This is a genomic window from Nocardia sp. NRRL S-836 (assembly GCF_001279525.1).
In the GTDB taxonomy this organism is placed as follows: Bacteria; Actinomycetota; Actinomycetes; order Mycobacteriales; family Pseudonocardiaceae; genus Lentzea.
In genome coordinates this window covers 36368-51319 of sequence record NZ_LGDY01000116.1, presented here as the reverse complement: position 1 = coordinate 51319, position 14952 = coordinate 36368, and the positions used below count along the sequence as shown (strand labels likewise).

At 70.5% G+C, this 14952-nt stretch carries 14 protein-coding genes; 7 read left to right on the top strand and 7 right to left on the bottom strand.

Annotated elements, in window-relative coordinates:
- Positions 1 to 3 precede the first annotated feature (3 nt).
- Complete coding sequence (locus ADL03_RS29805; protein ID WP_157529461.1) at positions 4 to 513, bottom strand: hypothetical protein; 510 nt, start codon at positions 511 to 513, stop codon at positions 4 to 6.
- Between the two features lie 153 nt (positions 514 to 666).
- Here ADL03_RS29805 and ADL03_RS29800 point away from each other — a divergent pair, with 153 nt between their 5' ends.
- Positions 667 to 1170, top strand: coding sequence for a hypothetical protein (locus tag ADL03_RS29800; protein ID WP_053736900.1), 504 nt, complete (start codon positions 667 to 669; stop codon positions 1168 to 1170).
- Here the strand turns inward: ADL03_RS29800 and ADL03_RS29795 are convergent.
- Positions 1164 to 1892, bottom strand: a complete 729-nt coding sequence (locus ADL03_RS29795) for a CAP domain-containing protein (protein ID WP_053736899.1) — start codon at positions 1890 to 1892, stop codon at positions 1164 to 1166. The two genes, ADL03_RS29800 and ADL03_RS29795, sit on opposite strands and share 7 nt — an antisense overlap.
- Positions 1893 to 1955: 63 nt before the next feature.
- On the opposite strand from ADL03_RS29795, the gene ADL03_RS45915 reads away from it, so the two are divergent.
- From ADL03_RS45915 to smc, 4 genes are all read left to right on the top strand, one after another.
- Positions 1956 to 2246, top strand: a complete 291-nt coding sequence (locus ADL03_RS45915) for an acylphosphatase (protein WP_082373595.1) — start codon at positions 1956 to 1958, stop codon at positions 2244 to 2246.
- A 65-nt stretch (positions 2247 to 2311) separates the two neighbouring features.
- Positions 2312 to 2818, top strand: coding sequence for a sigma-70 family RNA polymerase sigma factor (locus tag ADL03_RS29790; RefSeq protein ID WP_053736898.1), 507 nt, complete (start codon positions 2312 to 2314; stop codon positions 2816 to 2818).
- Complete coding sequence (locus ADL03_RS29785) at positions 2815 to 3411, top strand: anti-sigma factor (protein WP_053736897.1); 597 nt, start codon at positions 2815 to 2817, stop codon at positions 3409 to 3411. Before ADL03_RS29790 ends, ADL03_RS29785 begins: the two co-directional genes overlap by 4 nt.
- Positions 3412 to 3470: 59 nt before the next feature.
- Complete coding sequence (smc, locus tag ADL03_RS29780) at positions 3471 to 7136, top strand: chromosome segregation protein SMC (protein WP_053736896.1); 3666 nt, start codon at positions 3471 to 3473, stop codon at positions 7134 to 7136.
- Positions 7137 to 7382: 246 nt separating this feature from the next.
- Here smc and ADL03_RS29775 read toward each other — a convergent pair whose 3' ends face one another.
- Positions 7383 to 8099 (bottom strand): 1-acyl-sn-glycerol-3-phosphate acyltransferase, encoded by a 717-nt coding sequence (locus ADL03_RS29775; RefSeq protein ID WP_053736895.1) that lies wholly within the window; start codon positions 8097 to 8099, stop codon positions 7383 to 7385.
- Positions 8100 to 8122: 23 nt separating this feature from the next.
- The gene (locus ADL03_RS29770) at positions 8123 to 8461 is read right to left on the bottom strand and encodes a hypothetical protein (protein WP_053736894.1); all 339 of its coding nucleotides are present in this window, start codon (positions 8459 to 8461) and stop codon (positions 8123 to 8125) included.
- A 352-nt stretch (positions 8462 to 8813) separates the two neighbouring features.
- Here ADL03_RS29770 and ADL03_RS29765 point away from each other — a divergent pair, with 352 nt between their 5' ends.
- On the top strand, positions 8814 to 9737 hold the full coding sequence (locus ADL03_RS29765; RefSeq protein WP_053736893.1) for a GNAT family N-acetyltransferase: 924 nt from the start codon (positions 8814 to 8816) through the stop codon (positions 9735 to 9737).
- On the opposite strand, the gene ADL03_RS29760 is transcribed toward ADL03_RS29765, so the two are convergent.
- The gene (locus ADL03_RS29760; RefSeq protein WP_053736892.1) at positions 9687 to 11258 is read right to left on the bottom strand and encodes a sodium:solute symporter; all 1572 of its coding nucleotides are present in this window, start codon (positions 11256 to 11258) and stop codon (positions 9687 to 9689) included. The two genes, ADL03_RS29765 and ADL03_RS29760, sit on opposite strands and share 51 nt — an antisense overlap.
- Positions 11246 to 12379, bottom strand: coding sequence for an anhydro-N-acetylmuramic acid kinase (locus ADL03_RS29755; RefSeq protein ID WP_053736891.1), 1134 nt, complete (start codon positions 12377 to 12379; stop codon positions 11246 to 11248). Before ADL03_RS29755 ends, ADL03_RS29760 begins: the two co-directional genes overlap by 13 nt.
- A gap of 114 nt (positions 12380 to 12493) precedes the next feature.
- Here ADL03_RS29755 and ftsY point away from each other — a divergent pair, with 114 nt between their 5' ends.
- On the top strand, positions 12494 to 13921 hold the full coding sequence (ftsY, locus tag ADL03_RS29750; RefSeq protein ID WP_053736890.1) for a signal recognition particle-docking protein FtsY: 1428 nt from the start codon (positions 12494 to 12496) through the stop codon (positions 13919 to 13921).
- Positions 13922 to 14189: 268 nt separating this feature from the next.
- On the opposite strand, the gene ADL03_RS29745 is transcribed toward ftsY, so the two are convergent.
- Complete coding sequence (locus tag ADL03_RS29745; protein ID WP_053736889.1) at positions 14190 to 14930, bottom strand: IclR family transcriptional regulator; 741 nt, start codon at positions 14928 to 14930, stop codon at positions 14190 to 14192.
- Positions 14931 to 14952: the final 22 nt, after the last annotated feature.

Sequence of the window (14952 nt, the reverse complement as noted above, 5' to 3'; positions counted from 1 at the left end):
GACCTACGGCTTCGGCGGCACCGGCGAGCTGCTGGTGCCCGACGACGGCGGGACCGGTGGCGTGGTCGCCGTGGACGACCCGGCCGAGGAGGTCGACGTGGCCGGCTCGGTCCACGACGTCGGCGGGTTGCTGTGCGTCTCGCCCGGCGCGTCCGGGTTCGTCGTCACCTGCGGTGGCACGGCCGGGTCGTGCGAAGGGGGCTGCTCGCCTGGACGGGCGGCCTGCTTGCGGTCGGAACCGGCCTTGCCGGAGGCCTTGGCCGCCGCGGGGACCGTGACGACGACGGTGCTGGTGCTGCCGTCCGGGGCCACCGAGGTGATCGTCTGCACGACGTCGGCCGACGCGCGCTCCGGGGCGGCCTCCTGGCCGGAGGCGGCGAGCATGGCGGCGACGGTGGCGAACAGCGTGGCCACGACGACACCGCCGGCGGCGAGCACGACCGCCGAGCCGACGCGCTTCTTGCCCGGCGTGGCCGGTGCATCGGGTGACTGCGGATGATCTTCCTCGAACACACCCATCTCCTCGTGGGAAACCCGGTTGGATGGCTTTGCGTTCGAGTTATCGGCGGAAACGCACCACGACCTCAGCAGAGCCACACCTTCGTGTAGCTCTGCGTCACGTCGTGGTGACGGGCGTAACCCTAAGCAGGCGGAGTCGTTGGACTCGTGCTCGTCGCCGCGGTGGTCGTGGTGGTCACCGACGTCGGGTCGGCGGGCTTCGACGTGGACGAGCTCGTGGTCGTCGTCGGGTTCGTGACCACCGGCGGCGGCTCCTCGGTCGTCACCGTGGTCGTGGTGCCGTCCGGGCGCGTGATCGTGGTGACCCGCGTCGGCCGCTTCGTCGTGGTCGTGGTGGCCGACGTGGTCGTCTCGGACGTCGTCGTGGTCACCTCCACCGAGGACGAGGTGGGCGCCGAGGTCGGCACGATGCTCAGCGCGTCGCGCACGGCCTCCTTGCGCGGCTGCTGCTGCGTGGGCGCCTCTGAGGCCGAGTCCGAGCCGGCGGCCAGCGAGGCGACTGCGGCGAAGACGGTGGCCAGCACCACGCCGGAGGCGGCGAGGACGATCTGCGGCGCACCGCGGAAGCGCGAACGCGCGCTGGGTTCCGGACTCTCGTACACGAAGTTTCCCCTGCTCGAACCGTCAGTGGCCGTCATCAGCCGTCAGTAGCCGAAGTCCTGCGTCCAGTAGAAACCGCGGGTGTCGACGCCGACGCCCATGGTCGTGAACTTGCAGTTCTCGATGTTCGCCCGGTGGCCGGACGAGTTCATCCACCCCTGCATGACCTGCTCGGGAGTGCGGTAGCCCTGCGCGATGTTCTCGCCGCCGGGCTTCGGGTAGCCGGCCGCCTTCATGCGCTCGGCGAAGTCCACGCCCTCGGGGGTGTCGTGGCTGAAGTACTTGCGGCTCGCCATGTCGGTGCTGTGCGCCTGCGCCGCGGTGGTGATGCGGTCGTCGATCACGACCGCCTTGCAGCCCTTGGCGGCGCGCGCGTCGTTCACGAGGGCGAGCACGGCCTGCTCCGGCGTCTTGTCCCCGGCCGGCGGCTTCGGCGGGTCCGCCGGCTTGGGCGCCTCGGACGTCGTCGTGGTCGTGGTGGTGGGAGCCGCGGACGAAGAAGAGGAGGAAGAAGGCGTCGCCGTCGTCGAGGACGTGGCGGGAGCGGAGGAGGACGACGGCGGGGTGGCGGTGCCCGGCACCGGCGTGCCTTCGACGGTCTGCCTGCCCGGTGCGGCGACGCTGCCCGATCCGAACTGGTTCGCCGAACCGGTGCTCTCCTGCTGCGCGGCGGTGTTGAAGCTGATGCCGAGAGGGGAGGTACCGCTGAAGGCGAGACCGCCGACGCCGGTTGCACCGATCAGCAGGCCGAGTAAGAGGCTGCGGGCACTCACGGCTGGGGACCGTACCACTAATGGGTGATAACCCCCGAGTGCGTCTTCGGTCACCTTCGGTCACTGCGCGACCATTCGGAGGTGGACGTACGACTGAACGCATGGGTGCGCGGCCGGGTGCAGGGTGTGGGTTTTCGCTGGTGGACGCGGGCCCGAGCACTGGAACTAGGCCTGGTCGGGAGTGCTTCGAACCGGGAGGACGGCCGCGTGGAGGTGGTCGCGGAGGGGCCACGGGAGAAATGTGAACAACTGCTGGAGGCTCTCCGTTCGGGTGAAACTCCCGGGAAGGTCGACTCTGTGGGTGAGCAGTGGTCCACGCCGCGTGGCGGGCTGACCGGCTTCGTCGAGCGTTGAACCTCCCGGGCGTTGAACCTCCTGGGCGTTGAACCTTTCGGGACCGAGTGGCGTAGTGGGGAAGCGTGGACTCCGGTGAAGACGTCCTCATCCAGCTGTACGAACGCTGGCGAGGCCCGTTGCTGCACTACGTGCTGCGGCTGGTCGACGGCGACTACCAGCAGGCGGAGGACGTCGTGCAGGAGACGCTGCTGCGCGCGTGGCGGCACCACGACGAGCTGAACCCCGACGACGCGGCGCCGTGGCTCTACACGGTCGCGAAGAACCTGGTGATCTCCGGGTACCGGCGCCGCAACGCACGGGCGACCGAGGTGCCGCTCGAACCGGTGGACCTGCCACCGGTCAGCGACCAGGTCGAGCACGTCCTGCAAACGTGGCAGATCGCCTCGGCGCTGAGGGCCCTCACGCCCGAGCACCGCGCGGTCGTCATCGAGCTGTACTACCGGCGCCGCACGGTCGCGGAGGCCGCCAAGACGCTCGGCGTCCCGCCGGGCACGGTCAAGTCGCGCTGTTTCTACGCACTGCGGGCGCTGCGCGACGCGTTGGAGGAGAGAGGGGTGACCGAGGCGTGAGCTGCACGCACACCGTCGACGTCGGCGCCTACCTCTTCGGATCGCTCGACCTGAGGGAGCGGTCCGCGTTCGAACGCCACCTGCCCGGCTGCGAGGCCTGCCGGGCCGAGCTGCTGCGGTTCGCCCCGCTGCCGGGCCTGCTCGGCCGGCTGACCCTGCACGACGTCGAGCACCTCGACGACATGCCCGCCCAGCCGCCCCGGCAGAACCGGGGCCACCGGCGCCGCGTGCTCCTGGTCTGCGCCGCCGTCCTCGTCGCTCTCGCGCTCGCCGGCGGCGTCCTGTTCCTGCAACCCGCGCCGCCACCGACGTGGGCCGCGCGGGACCAGGGGACCGGGGTGGACGCCGAGGTCGCGATGATCCAGAAGACCTGGGGCACCGAGATGCGGTTCAAGCTGGACAACGTCAAACCGGGCGCGCGCTGCAAGGTCATCGTGTTCGACCGGCGCGGCCAGCGCGAGATCGGCGGCTGGTGGGGTTCCGACCACGCCGCTGACGAGCGGATTCCGGGTTCCACGTCGTTCCGGCTCGACCAGATCGACCGGCTGGAGGTGTCCGACGAGGGCGGCCTGCTGGTCACCCTGCGTCCGTAGAACCGCTGGTCGGCCCGGCCTCCCGCAGCTGCCGCAAGCGTTTGGGTACTCTGCGCGGCGTGCATCTCAAGAGCCTGACGCTGAAGGGCTTCAAGTCCTTCGCCTCGGCTACCACGCTGCGCTTCGAGCCCGGCATCACCTGTGTGGTCGGCCCCAACGGGTCCGGCAAGTCCAACGTGCTCGACGCACTGCGCTGGGTCATGGGCACGCAGGGCGCCAAGGACCTGCGCGGCGGCAAGATGGAGGACGTCATCTTCGCCGGCACGTCCGGCCGCGCGCCGCTGGGCCGCGCCGAGGTGACGCTGACGATCGACAACTCCGACGGCGTGCTGCCGATCGAGTACACCGAGGTGTCGATCACCCGCCGGATGTTCCGCGAGGGCGCCACCGAGTACGAGATCAACGGCAGCTCCTGCCGCCTGATGGACATCCAGGAGCTGCTGTCGGACTCCGGCATCGGCCGCGAGATGCACGTGATCGTCGGCCAGGGCCAGCTCGCCGCGATCCTGGAGTCCAAACCGGAGGAACGGCGCGCGTTCGTCGAGGAGGCCGCCGGTGTCCTCAAGCACCGCAAGCGCAAGGAAAAAGCGCTGCGCAAGCTGGAGGCGATGCAGGCCAACCTGACCCGGTTGACCGACCTCACCGCCGAGCTGCGCCGCCAGCTCAAGCCGCTGGGCAAGCAGGCCGAGATCGCCCGCCGCGCGCAGGTCGTGCAGATCGAGCTGCGGGACTCGAAGCTCCGCCTGCTCGCCGACGACCTGGTGACGCAGCGCGAGGCCATCGCCCAGGAGGAGCACGACGAGGCGAAGGCCCGCGAGCGCCGCGCCGAGGTCGAGAAGTCGTTGCAGGCGGCGCAGTACCAGCAGAACGAGCTGGAGGAGCGGGTCGCGGCCGACACGCCGAAGCTGCAGGCCGCCCAGGACACCTGGTACCGGCTGTCCGCTCTGGAGGAACGGCTGCGCGGCACGGTCCGGCTGGCCGCGGAACGCGCGCGGCACCTGTCCGCGGACGTGGACGCGCCCTCGCGCGGTCGTGACCCCGACGACCTCGAACGCGAGGCCGAGGAGACCGCCGCCATGGAGCTGGAGCTCCAGGAGGGCGTGACCGAGGCCCGCATCGCACTCGCCGAGGCCGTGGAGACGCGGTCCGAGCTGGAGCGCATGGTCTCGCAGGCGGAGAAGGCGCACATCGCCGCCGTGCGCGCGATCGCCGACCGCCGGGAGGGCCTCGCGCGCCTGTCCGGTCAGGTGGAGGCGTTGCGCAGCAAGACGAACGCGACCGCCGAGGAGATCGAACGGCTGTCCGTGACGCTCGCGGAGTCCGTCGAGCGCGCCGAGTACGCCGCGATGGAACTGGCCGAGGCCCGCGAGGTCACCGGCACCGAGGACGAGGACGACCACGACCTCGACGAACGCCACCGCCAGGCCGTGCAGTCCAACGACGCCGCACGGCAGCGCGTCGAGGAGCTGGTCAAGGCCGAGCGCACGGCCGAACGCGACATCGCGTCGTGGCGGGCCCGTGTGGACGCCCTGTCACTCGGCCTGACCCGCAAGGACGGCGCCGGTGCGCTGCTCGCATCGGACGTGCCGGGCCTGCTGGGATCCGTGGCCGCGCTGCTGACCGTCGAGCCCGGCTACGAGGTGGCGATGGCCGCCGCGCTGGGCCCGATCGCCGACGCCGTGGCGGTGTCGTCCGGCGAGGGCGCGCTGGCCGCGCTGAAGCTGTTGAAGGAGAAGGACGCCGGCCGCGCGGGTGTGCTGATCGGCTCCGGCGGATCCCCCGTGGACACCGCGCAGTGGGGCCCGCTGCCGCACGGCGCGCGGTGGGCGATCGACGTCGTGCACGCCCCGGAGGCGTTGCGCCCGGCACTGGCCCGCGCGCTGGACCGCCTCGCCGTGGTGGACGACCTGGACGTGGCGGCACGGCTGGACGTGCGCGCGGTGACCCGTGACGGTGACCTCTTCGGCGCGGACTGGGCCGTCGGTGGTTCCGGCGGCCAGGGCCAGAGCGTGATCGAGGTGCAGGCCGCCGTCGACGAGGCCCAGGAGCAGCTCGGCACCGCCGAACGCGCGCTGGAGCACGCCTCCGCCGCGCTGGAGGGCGCCCGTGCCGAGCAGCAGGCCCGCCGCAAGGTGCTCGACGCCGTGAAGGACGCCGTGCAGGAGGCCAAGGTCCGCCAGGCCCGCTCCGGCGAGCGGCTGAACCGGATGGCCGCGGCCGTGCGGTCCGCGCAGGCCGAGGTCGACCGCATCACCGAGCAGCGCGCGAAGGTCGAACGTTCACGCGAGGAAGCCCTGCTGAAGCTGGGCGAGCTCGAAGAGCGGCTGCTGATGGCCGAGGAGGAGCAGACCCTCGACGACGAGCCGGACACCGACCAGCGCGACGCGTTGGCCGCCGAGCTGGCCCAGGCCCGCCAGGCCGAGATGGACGCCCGGCTCGTGCAGCGCACCGCCGAGGAACGCGCGCGTGCGCTGCAGGGCAAGGCGGACGGCCTGCGCCGCGCCGCCCGTGCCGAACGCGAGGCCCGCGAACGCCACGCCCGTGCCACCGCCCACCGGGCCCGTGGCGCCGTGGTCGCGAGGGCCGTCGTGCGCGGCGGTGAGCAGGCGCTGGAACGCATCGAGGTCTCGCTGGCCCGCGCCGCCCGTGAACGCGACCAGGCCCAGGAACGCCGGGCCCAGCACGAGCTGCTGCTGACCCAGGTGCGCAACCTGGTGCGTGAGATGTCCGGCGAGCTGGAGAAGCTCGTCGACGCCGTGCACCGCGACGAGGTGCTGCGCGCCGAGCAGCGCCTGCGCATCGAGCAGCTGGAGACCAAGATCGCCGAGGACTTCGGCATCGGCCTCGACGACCTGGTCAACGAGTACGGCCCGGACGTCATGGTGCCCGCCAGCGCCGCGGAGGTCGCCGAGTACGAGGCCGCGAAGGAACGCGGCGAGCAGGTCTCCGAGCCGCAGCCGATGCCCTACGACCGCGACACCCAGGCCCGCCGCGCCAAGCGCGCCGAGCGCGACCTGTCGCTGCTGGGCAAGGTCAACCCGCTGGCGCTGGAGGAGTTCGCCGCGCTGGAGGAGCGCTACAAGTTCCTCTCCACGCAGCTGGAGGACATCAAGGACACCCGCCGCGACCTGCTCACCGTCGTGAAGGAGGTCGACGACAAGATCCTCGAGGTCTTCACGCTGGCCTACGAGGACGTGGCACGCGAGTTCGAGGTCGTCTTCAAGGTGCTGTTCCCCGGCGGCGAGGGCCGGCTGGTGCTGACCGAGCCCGGCGACATGCTGACCACCGGCATCGAGCTGGAGGCCCGCCCGCCCGGCAAGAAGGTCAAGCGCCTGTCGCTGCTCTCCGGCGGCGAGAAGTCACTGGCCGCCGTGGCGATGCTGGTGGCCATCTTCCGCGCCCGCCCCTCACCGTTCTACGTGATGGACGAGGTCGAGGCGGCGCTGGACGACACGAACCTGCACCGCCTGATCAGCCTGTTCGAGCAGCTGCGGGAACGGTCGCAGCTGCTGATCATCACGCACCAGAAGCCGACCATGGAGATCGCGGACGCGCTCTACGGCGTCTCGATGCGCGGTGACGGCATCTCGCAGGTGATCTCGCAGCGGCTGCGCACGAAGGGCGACGAGCCGTCCCGGCCTCCCGCCGCCGTTCCGGCTGAGCCCGCCGTTCCGGCTGAGCCCGCCGTTCCGGCCGAGGCCCCCGCGGCGGCCGACGAGGCCTAGCGGCGCGGAAGGGCGACCGGAGCAGCGCCTGGGGGGCAAGAGCCGGCTCCGGCCGCGGCCTTTCGGGTGGAACGACTGCGCCGGCGCGGCGACCTTCCTCCTCGGGCAGGTCCGGTCATCGCACCGACGCAGCTCGCACACCGGCCGGGGTGGCGTCCCCCAGTTCCAACCCCACCGCTTCCGGTGTGCGGTGCCCACTCTGCACGGCCGAGCTTGTAGAAACCTTGCACCCGCAGGTCAGGGGGCTTATCCGGGCCTGCGCGCGTCGAGCTGCGCGGCCTCTTCGGGCGTCGGCGCGGTGCCTCCGAGGTGCCGCGGCACCCACCAGGCACCGGGCTCGTTGGGGTAGTCGCGCTGGGCGGTGTCGAGCAGCTCCTGCATCCGCTGCCGCAGCAGCGCGTCGCCGGAGTCGTCGGCGGAGGCCTCGAACGGCTCGCCGATCAGGATGGTGACGGGCACGTGCCGCTGCGTGAGGTCCTTCTTGCGGCCCTTGGTCCACAGCCGCTGCGTGCCCCACAGGGCGGCGGGGACGAGTGGCACGCCCGCCTCGTGCGCCAGCCGGTTCGCGCCGGACTTGATCTCCTTGACGGTGAACGACTGGCTGATCGTGGCCTCGGGGAAGATCCCGACGACCTCACCGTCGCGGAGCGCGGACAGTGCCTGCTGGTAGGAGGCCTGACCCGCGCTCCGGTCGACGGGGATGTGGTGCATGCCGCGCATGAGCGGGCCTGCGATCTTGTTGGCAAAGATCTCGTGCTTCGCCATGAACCGCGTGAGGCGTCCCGACGGGAGCGCCCCGTAACCACCGAAGATGAAGTCGAGGTAGCTGACGTGGTTCAGCGCCAGCACCGCCCCACCCTCACGTGGCACGTGGTGCGCCCCTTTGACGGTGATCCGCAGGTCGAGCACGCGAAACATGAGCTTGGCCGCGGCGATCACCGGGGGGTACACGAGATCCGACATGCCTCCGAAAGTAGCCGTAAAAGCTACTCCCCGGTAGCGGCACCTTCCTTGTCACGGATGACCCTCGGCACACCCGCCAGGTCCTCGTCGTTGCACAGCAACTTGAGGTCGTAGTACGGGTTGCCCTTGGTGTCGTCGTAGTCCAGGTGGACCGCGATGACGTCCACGGGTTCGCCCAGCCACTCCTGCGTCTGCCGCAACCAGGCGGCAGCACGTTCGAGTGCGGTGGGCAGATCATCGTCACGGAATTCGACCGGCCGGTACGGAACGCCCTGGACCTGGTCCCGGTTGTTCGTCGGCAGCGGCAGGTCGACGGCCACCCCGGATTCGTTGAGATCGAGTTGGATCGTTTCCTCACTCACTGTAGAAGAGTCCCCCACCCTCACCTGGGCTGCAAGCCCGAATCTGGGTGTCGCGGCCGGGATCACCTGTCGATTTGTCGACATGGTGAGACGAGCCTCACGTCAGCCATGCCCTCGACCGGGTGAGGAGGTCGCTCGCGCTCACCACGTGCGGGTGGTCTGCACCTCGTGGCCGGGGTGACGCTCCTGGACGGCACCCGTCACCGAGTCGGTGGGGCCGTCTCCGGCGGGCACCGCGCGATTATACCCGTCATCCCAGGTAGAACGGTGTTTGTGCTGGTACGGGCTGCTGGGTGGGACAGCCGCGAAAACTCCCTCGCTTCGAACGGCCGTGCGAGCAACCATTCCTCGTATGTACGACATCCGTTTCGCCGAACCTGGCGACCTCGGCGCCACGATGGCGCTGCTGGTCCGGCTCCAGGCCGACAAGGCGCACCACATCGGTTACCTCGGTGAGACAGTCGAAGAGCTCCGCGCGGAGCTCGGCGAGTTCGAACCGAGCTGGGCCGACTGCACGGTGGTCGCCACCGACGCAGACGACAACATCACCGGCATGCTCAGCGTCGAGGTCGACCAGGAGCTGGGCCGTGCGTGGCTGCACGGGCCGTTCGTCGACGTTCCGGTCAACCACCCGGCGGGCAGCCGGATCTGGGACCAGACCGCGGACTCGATGTTCCGGCGGGCCGCCGAGATGTTCAGCGGCATCACCGACCTCGAGCTGTACGGGCACACCGCTCACCGGCGGCTGGCGGCGTTCGCCGAGCGGCACGGCTTCAGCGCCGGCAAGGCGAGTGCCATCCACATCCTCGACAACGGGGACCTGCGCACGTTGCTGCTGAGGGACGCGAAGTGCCCCAGCGAGCGGGAGATGCGCATCCTGCCGACCGACCCGCACGTGCACGAGGCCGTCGCGGTGCTGCACGAGCGATGTTTTCCGCGGACCTACCTGTCCGGCAAGCAGCTCGTGGAATCCAACCCGGAGAAGCGCACGGTCGTCGTCGCCATGGACGGCCAACGCGTGCTCGGGTACGCGGCGGGCAAAGCCCAGCCGGAGGAGTACTACGTCGACTTCGTGGCCGTCGAACCGGACGTGCGCGGTCAGGGCGTGGGTGCGGCGCTCGTCACCGAACTGCTGTGGAAGCTCGCGGCGGACCACGGTGCACGACCGCAGGCCGCCGCGTCGATCCACTCGGGCAACGAGAGCTCGCAGCGGATGTTCGACCGCCTAGGCTTTCGGCTCCACGTCGAGCTCGTCGCCTACCGGCACAGCGCCTGACCGCGGCTCGGAGGAGTGCCGCAGTGACAGCAACCCGCCGACCAGCAGCGTGACCGCCACCCCCAGGGGCGTGTTCCACCAGCCGGTCAACGACTTGCGCGTCGCGTCCGCCTTCGCGAAGTCGATCGTCGGGGTCGTGCCGACGAACTTGACGCCCAGGATCACGAAGCCCACCACGAGCACCGTCGACACGAACGCGATGATCGCGTCCGCCTGCGTGACGCGCCGGAAGACCAGGCCGAGGAGGAAGGCCCCGAGCAGCGCGCCGTAGGTGTAGCCGGCGATGCCGAGCGCCTGCACCACGATCGGGTCGGCGGTGGTCTTGTTCGAGGAAGCGAACACGCCCGCGCAGACGATCAGCAGCCCGGCCCACACCAGTGTCCAGATCCGGCCGTGGCGCAGGCGTTCCTCGTCGGTCATCGGGGTCTTGCGGACGCGTTCGTAGACGTCGGTCACCGTCGAGGACGCCAGGGCGCCCAGCGACGACGACAGCGCGGCGGCGAGGATGCCGGCGATGACGAAGCCGGACAAGCCGCTCGGCATGGTGACGATGAAGTGGGCGAACAGCTCGTCCTTGTTGTTGAGCCCCAGGTCCTTCACCGGGTCGACGCCGTTGTAGAAAGCCCACATCATCACGCCGATGAACAGGAAGAACGCGAACTGCAGGAACACCACGAAACCGGAGGCGATCAACGCCTTCTGCGCGGCCTTCACGTCCCGCGTGGCCATGAGCCGCTGCACGATCAGCTGGTCCGCGCCGTGCGAGGCCATCGACAGCAGCGCACCGCCGAAGAACGCCGCGACGAACGGGTAGGCGCCCGTCAGCGGTGACGAGGTGAAGTCGAAGAGCTGGAACTTGTTGGCGTCGGCGGCCCTGCCGAACCAGCCGTCCGGAAGCTTCCCGGCCAGCACCCAGATCACCACGATGCCGCCCAGGACGTACCAGAGCATCTGGATCGCGTCGACCCACACGACCGCGCGCACGCCGCCGAAGAAGCTGTAGAACACCATCGCGATGCCCAGCGCCAGCACGATCACCCAGTACGAGGCGGTGATGCCGTACTGCGCGAGCACCACCTTGATCGGGATGGCCGTGGCGAAGAGCCGGATGCCGTCGGCGAGCAGGCGGGTGAACAGGAACGTGATGGACGCCGTGGCGCGCATGCCGTTGCCGTACCGCTGGCCGAGATACGCGTACGCCGTGACGAGGTCGCCCTTCACGTACCGCGGCAGCAGCACGAACGACACGATGATCCGGCCGACGATGTACCCGAGCGCGAGCGTCAGGTACGTCATGCCGCCCTGCGCGGGTGTCGCCATGTACGCGATCACCGGCACGCTCAGCACGGTGAGCGTCGACGTCTCCGCCGACACCACCGACAGGCACACCACCCACCACGAGATGCGCTTCTCGCTCACGAAGTAGTCGGTGGCCGACTTCTGCCTGCCCCCGATCCACGTGCCGAGCAGCGGCATGCCGACGAGGAACAGGGCGATGATCGCGAGGTCTAGTCCGCGCACTTCGGCTCCCCCATCTTCAGCTTGGTCACGGCGGTGCCGTGCGGTTCCGGCATCCGCAGCGGCCCGTTGCCGGGCGTGATGCTGCCAAGCAGCCGCGGCCCGGACGCACCGGTCGCGGACGGCGTGTTGCCCGGGATGCCGTGCCACGTCAGGAACCCGAGCAGAGCGGCGAGGTAGGCCTCCTTGCCGTCGCGCGGCAGGCCGAGGGCGTCGCTGATCTGCAACGGGATCGGGTCGAGCGCCCGCGTGAGCGCTTCCACGAGCACCGGGTTGCGCATCCCGCCGCCGGAGCCGACCACCACGGCGGCGTCGTGCGCGCGGCAGGCGTCCGCGATCGTGCGCGCGGTCAGCTCGGCCAGCGTGCGCAGCACGTCCTCGGCGGGAACGGTCGGAAACCCCTGCAGGTACTCGGCGTTGAAGTGCTCCTTGCCCGTCGACTTCGGCCACGGCTTGGCGTAGTACGGGTCGCGCAGCAGCTTCTTCAGCATGTCCTCCCGGACGCTGCCGCGCCCGGCGAACTCGCCGTCGGTGTCCTGGCGGCGCCGGCCGCCGGAGATGACCTCCACGACGGCGTCCATGAGCGCGTTGCCCGGCCCGGTGTCGTAGGCGATCGGCGCGGCACCCGGCCGCACGACGGTGATGTTCGCGATGCCGCCGATGTTGAGCGCGATGGCGGGCGTGTCGACCATCCCGGCCAGCCACAGCGCGTCGAGCGTGCTCGCCAGCGGCGCCCCGTGCCCGCCCGCCGCCACGTCGCGGACCCGCAGGTCGGCGACGACCGGCAGGCCGGTCCGCTCCGCGATCCAGGCCGGCTGCCCGAGCTGCAGCGTGCCGAGGCAGTCGCCGTCCTGCACCTCGTGGTGCACGGTCTGCCCGAGCGAGCAGATCAGGTCCGCCGGCAGGTATCCGGCGGCAACTTCGCCGAAAGCCTGCCCCAGCGACGTGTCGAAGGCGCACACTTCAGCCGCGTCCCGCGGTTTCTCCAGCAGGTCCTTCGGGAACGGGTGCTCCGCGTGCTGAACCGGCACGAGCTCGACGACGTCACCGCTGACCGACAGGTCGGCGACGGCAACGTCGATGCCGTCCATCGACGTGCCGGAAATCAGTCCGATCACCCTCACGACGTGTGGTCTATTCCACACCGTGTCCGGGCGCAAGACTTCCGGTGAAATCTTCGCCTAAATGAGCACTATCTCGTTGACAGGTCACATGCGCCGCTGTGAAACGATGCTCCCGTGACGTCTTCGCTCATCGTGATCCTCATCGTCGTCGCGGTCGTGCTGATCGCCGCGCTGGTGACCGGCGTGGTGCTGACGCGTCGCCGTCGCATCAGCCTGACCCAGAAGGAGGAGACGCCGCGCCCGGCCGGCTACCAGGCCTCGTCCGGCTTCTCGCTCGCGCCGGCCGCACCCGAGGCCTCGGAGGCCGAGGCGGTCGCGAACGCGGAGGCCGAGTCCACCACGGTGGCCCGGCCCGCACCCAGGCCGACGGCCAAGCCCAAGCCCGCACCCGAGCCCGTCGCCGAGCCGGTGCCCGCACCCGAGACCACGGCACCTGAGGTCACGGCGCCCGAGACCACCGCGCCCGAGGTCGTCGCGCCGGTGGAGCACCCGGTCGCCGACCGCACCGAGGTCGACGGCCAGCCCGGTGTCGGTGACGACGCCGCCGTGCCGCGCGACTCGGTGAAGCGCGGCTTCGTCGAGGTCGACCTGCCGGAAGAGGCCTCGGAGATCGAGGAGATCGAGCCGACCGAGGGCCGCCTGGAGCGGTTGCGCGGCAAGCTCGCGAAGTCCCGCAGCGGCTTCGGCTCGTCCCTGCTGGGCCTCCTGGGCGCCGGCGACCTGGACGAGGACTCGTGGGAGGACGTCGAGGACACGCTCCTGATCGCCGACCTGGGCGCCGCCACCACGACCGAGATCGTGGACACGCTGCGCACGAGGATCGCGTCGTCCGGCGTCCGCACCGAGGCCGAGGCCCGCAAGCTGCTGCACTCGGTGCTGGTCGCCGCGCTCAACCCGTCGATGGACCGCTCCCTGAAGGCCCTGCCGCACGCCGGCAAGCCCGCTGTGCTGCTGGTCGTCGGCGTCAACGGCGTCGGCAAGACCACCACCACCGGCAAGCTCGCGCGCGTGCTCGTCGCGGACGGCCGCACGGTGCTGCTGGGCGCCGCCGACACGTTCCGCGCCGCTGCCGCGGACCAGCTGGAGACCTGGGGCAAGCGGGTCGGCGCCGAGACCGTGCGCGGGCCCGAGGGCGGCGACCCGGCGTCGGTGGCGTTCGAGGCGGTCAAGCGGGGCGTGGACACCGGCGTGTCCACGGTGCTGATCGACACCGCGGGGCGGCTGCACACCAAGAAGGGCCTGATGGACGAGCTCGGGAAGGTCAAGCGCGTCGTCGAGAAGCAGGCCGTGGTGGACGAGGTGCTGCTCGTGCTGGACGCGACGACCGGGCAGAACGGGTTGACCCAGGCGCGGGTGTTCGCCGAGCAGGTGGACATCACCGGGATCGTGCTGACGAAGCTGGACGGGACTGCCAAGGGCGGGATCGTCTTCCAGGTGCAGCGGGAGCTGGGGGTGCCGGTGAAGCTCGTCGGGTTGGGCGAAGGGGCCGATCACCTGGCTCCGTTCGAGCCTGGAGCGTTTGTGGATGCGTTGTTGGGGTGAGTCCTTGGTGGCTTCCTGGGGCTCCGCCCCAGACCCCGACACTCCCAAAGAAGCCGGCCAGCGCGGTTAGTGGGTTGATGGCACGCCTGTTTGTGTTGACGAAAAGCGTGTCGGTTTGACTCCCCTTCCCGTGCCCGGCAAACGATCGGAGCGCTAGACGGGGAAGCCACCCACCGCGGAACCGCCCGAGGAAAGGCCGAAACGCCTCGCCTTCGGCTCGATCACATGGCGAAGCCTCCCGTCGGCTTGAAAAGCGCTGAGCGGGGGGTCAGGCGGTGCGGTCCGCCAGTTTCTGCGCCACCGCCAGCACCTCCGGCAGGATGCGGGTCACCACCTCCTTCGTCAGCCGGCCCTCCGGGCCCGACACCGACACGGCGGCCAGGGTCGGGCCGCCGATCACCGGCACCGCGATGCACCGCACCCCTAGTTCCTGCTCCGACTCGTCCAGCGCGTACCCGCGTGCGGCGATCTCGTCCAGCGAGTCCAGCAGTTCGGACGCGTCCGTGATCGTGTTCGGCGTGTAGGCCGGTAGGCCCGTTCGTTCCAGCAGCGCGCGCACGTCGTCGCGGGGGAGTTGCGACAGCATCGCCTTGCCCACGCCGGTTCCGTGGGGCAGCAGGCGGCGGCCGACCTCGGTGAACATGCGCATCGAGTGCTTCGACGGGACCTGCGCCACGTAGACGACCTCGTCGCCGTCGAGGACGGCCAGGTTTGCCGTTTCCTCCACCGAGTCAACCAAGGCCGAGAGGAACGGGCGGGCCCAGGTGCCGTACTGGCGGGAGGCGGTCTCACCGAGGCGGATCAGGCGGGAGCCGAGGGTGTAGCGGCGGTTGCTGTTCTGGCGGACGTAGCCGAGCGTGACGAGGGTGCGGATGAGGCGGTGGATCGTCGGGAGGGGCAGGCCGGAGGAGACGGCCAGCTCGGACAGTGAGGCCTCACCACCGGCGTCGGCGAGGTGTTCTAGCAGGTCGAAGGCACGTTGCAGGGACTGCACGCCACCTGTGGACACGTGCGGCTCCTTCCGTTGCCGT

Coding starts and splice junctions, on each gene's coding strand:
- ADL03_RS29775 (WP_053736895.1), bottom strand. CDS start 8,099: ATGTCGGATCTCGTGTACCCCCCGGTGATCGCCGCGGCCAAGCTCATG.
- ADL03_RS29765 (WP_053736893.1), top strand. CDS start 8,814: ATGTACGACATCCGTTTCGCCGAACCTGGCGACCTCGGCGCCACGATG.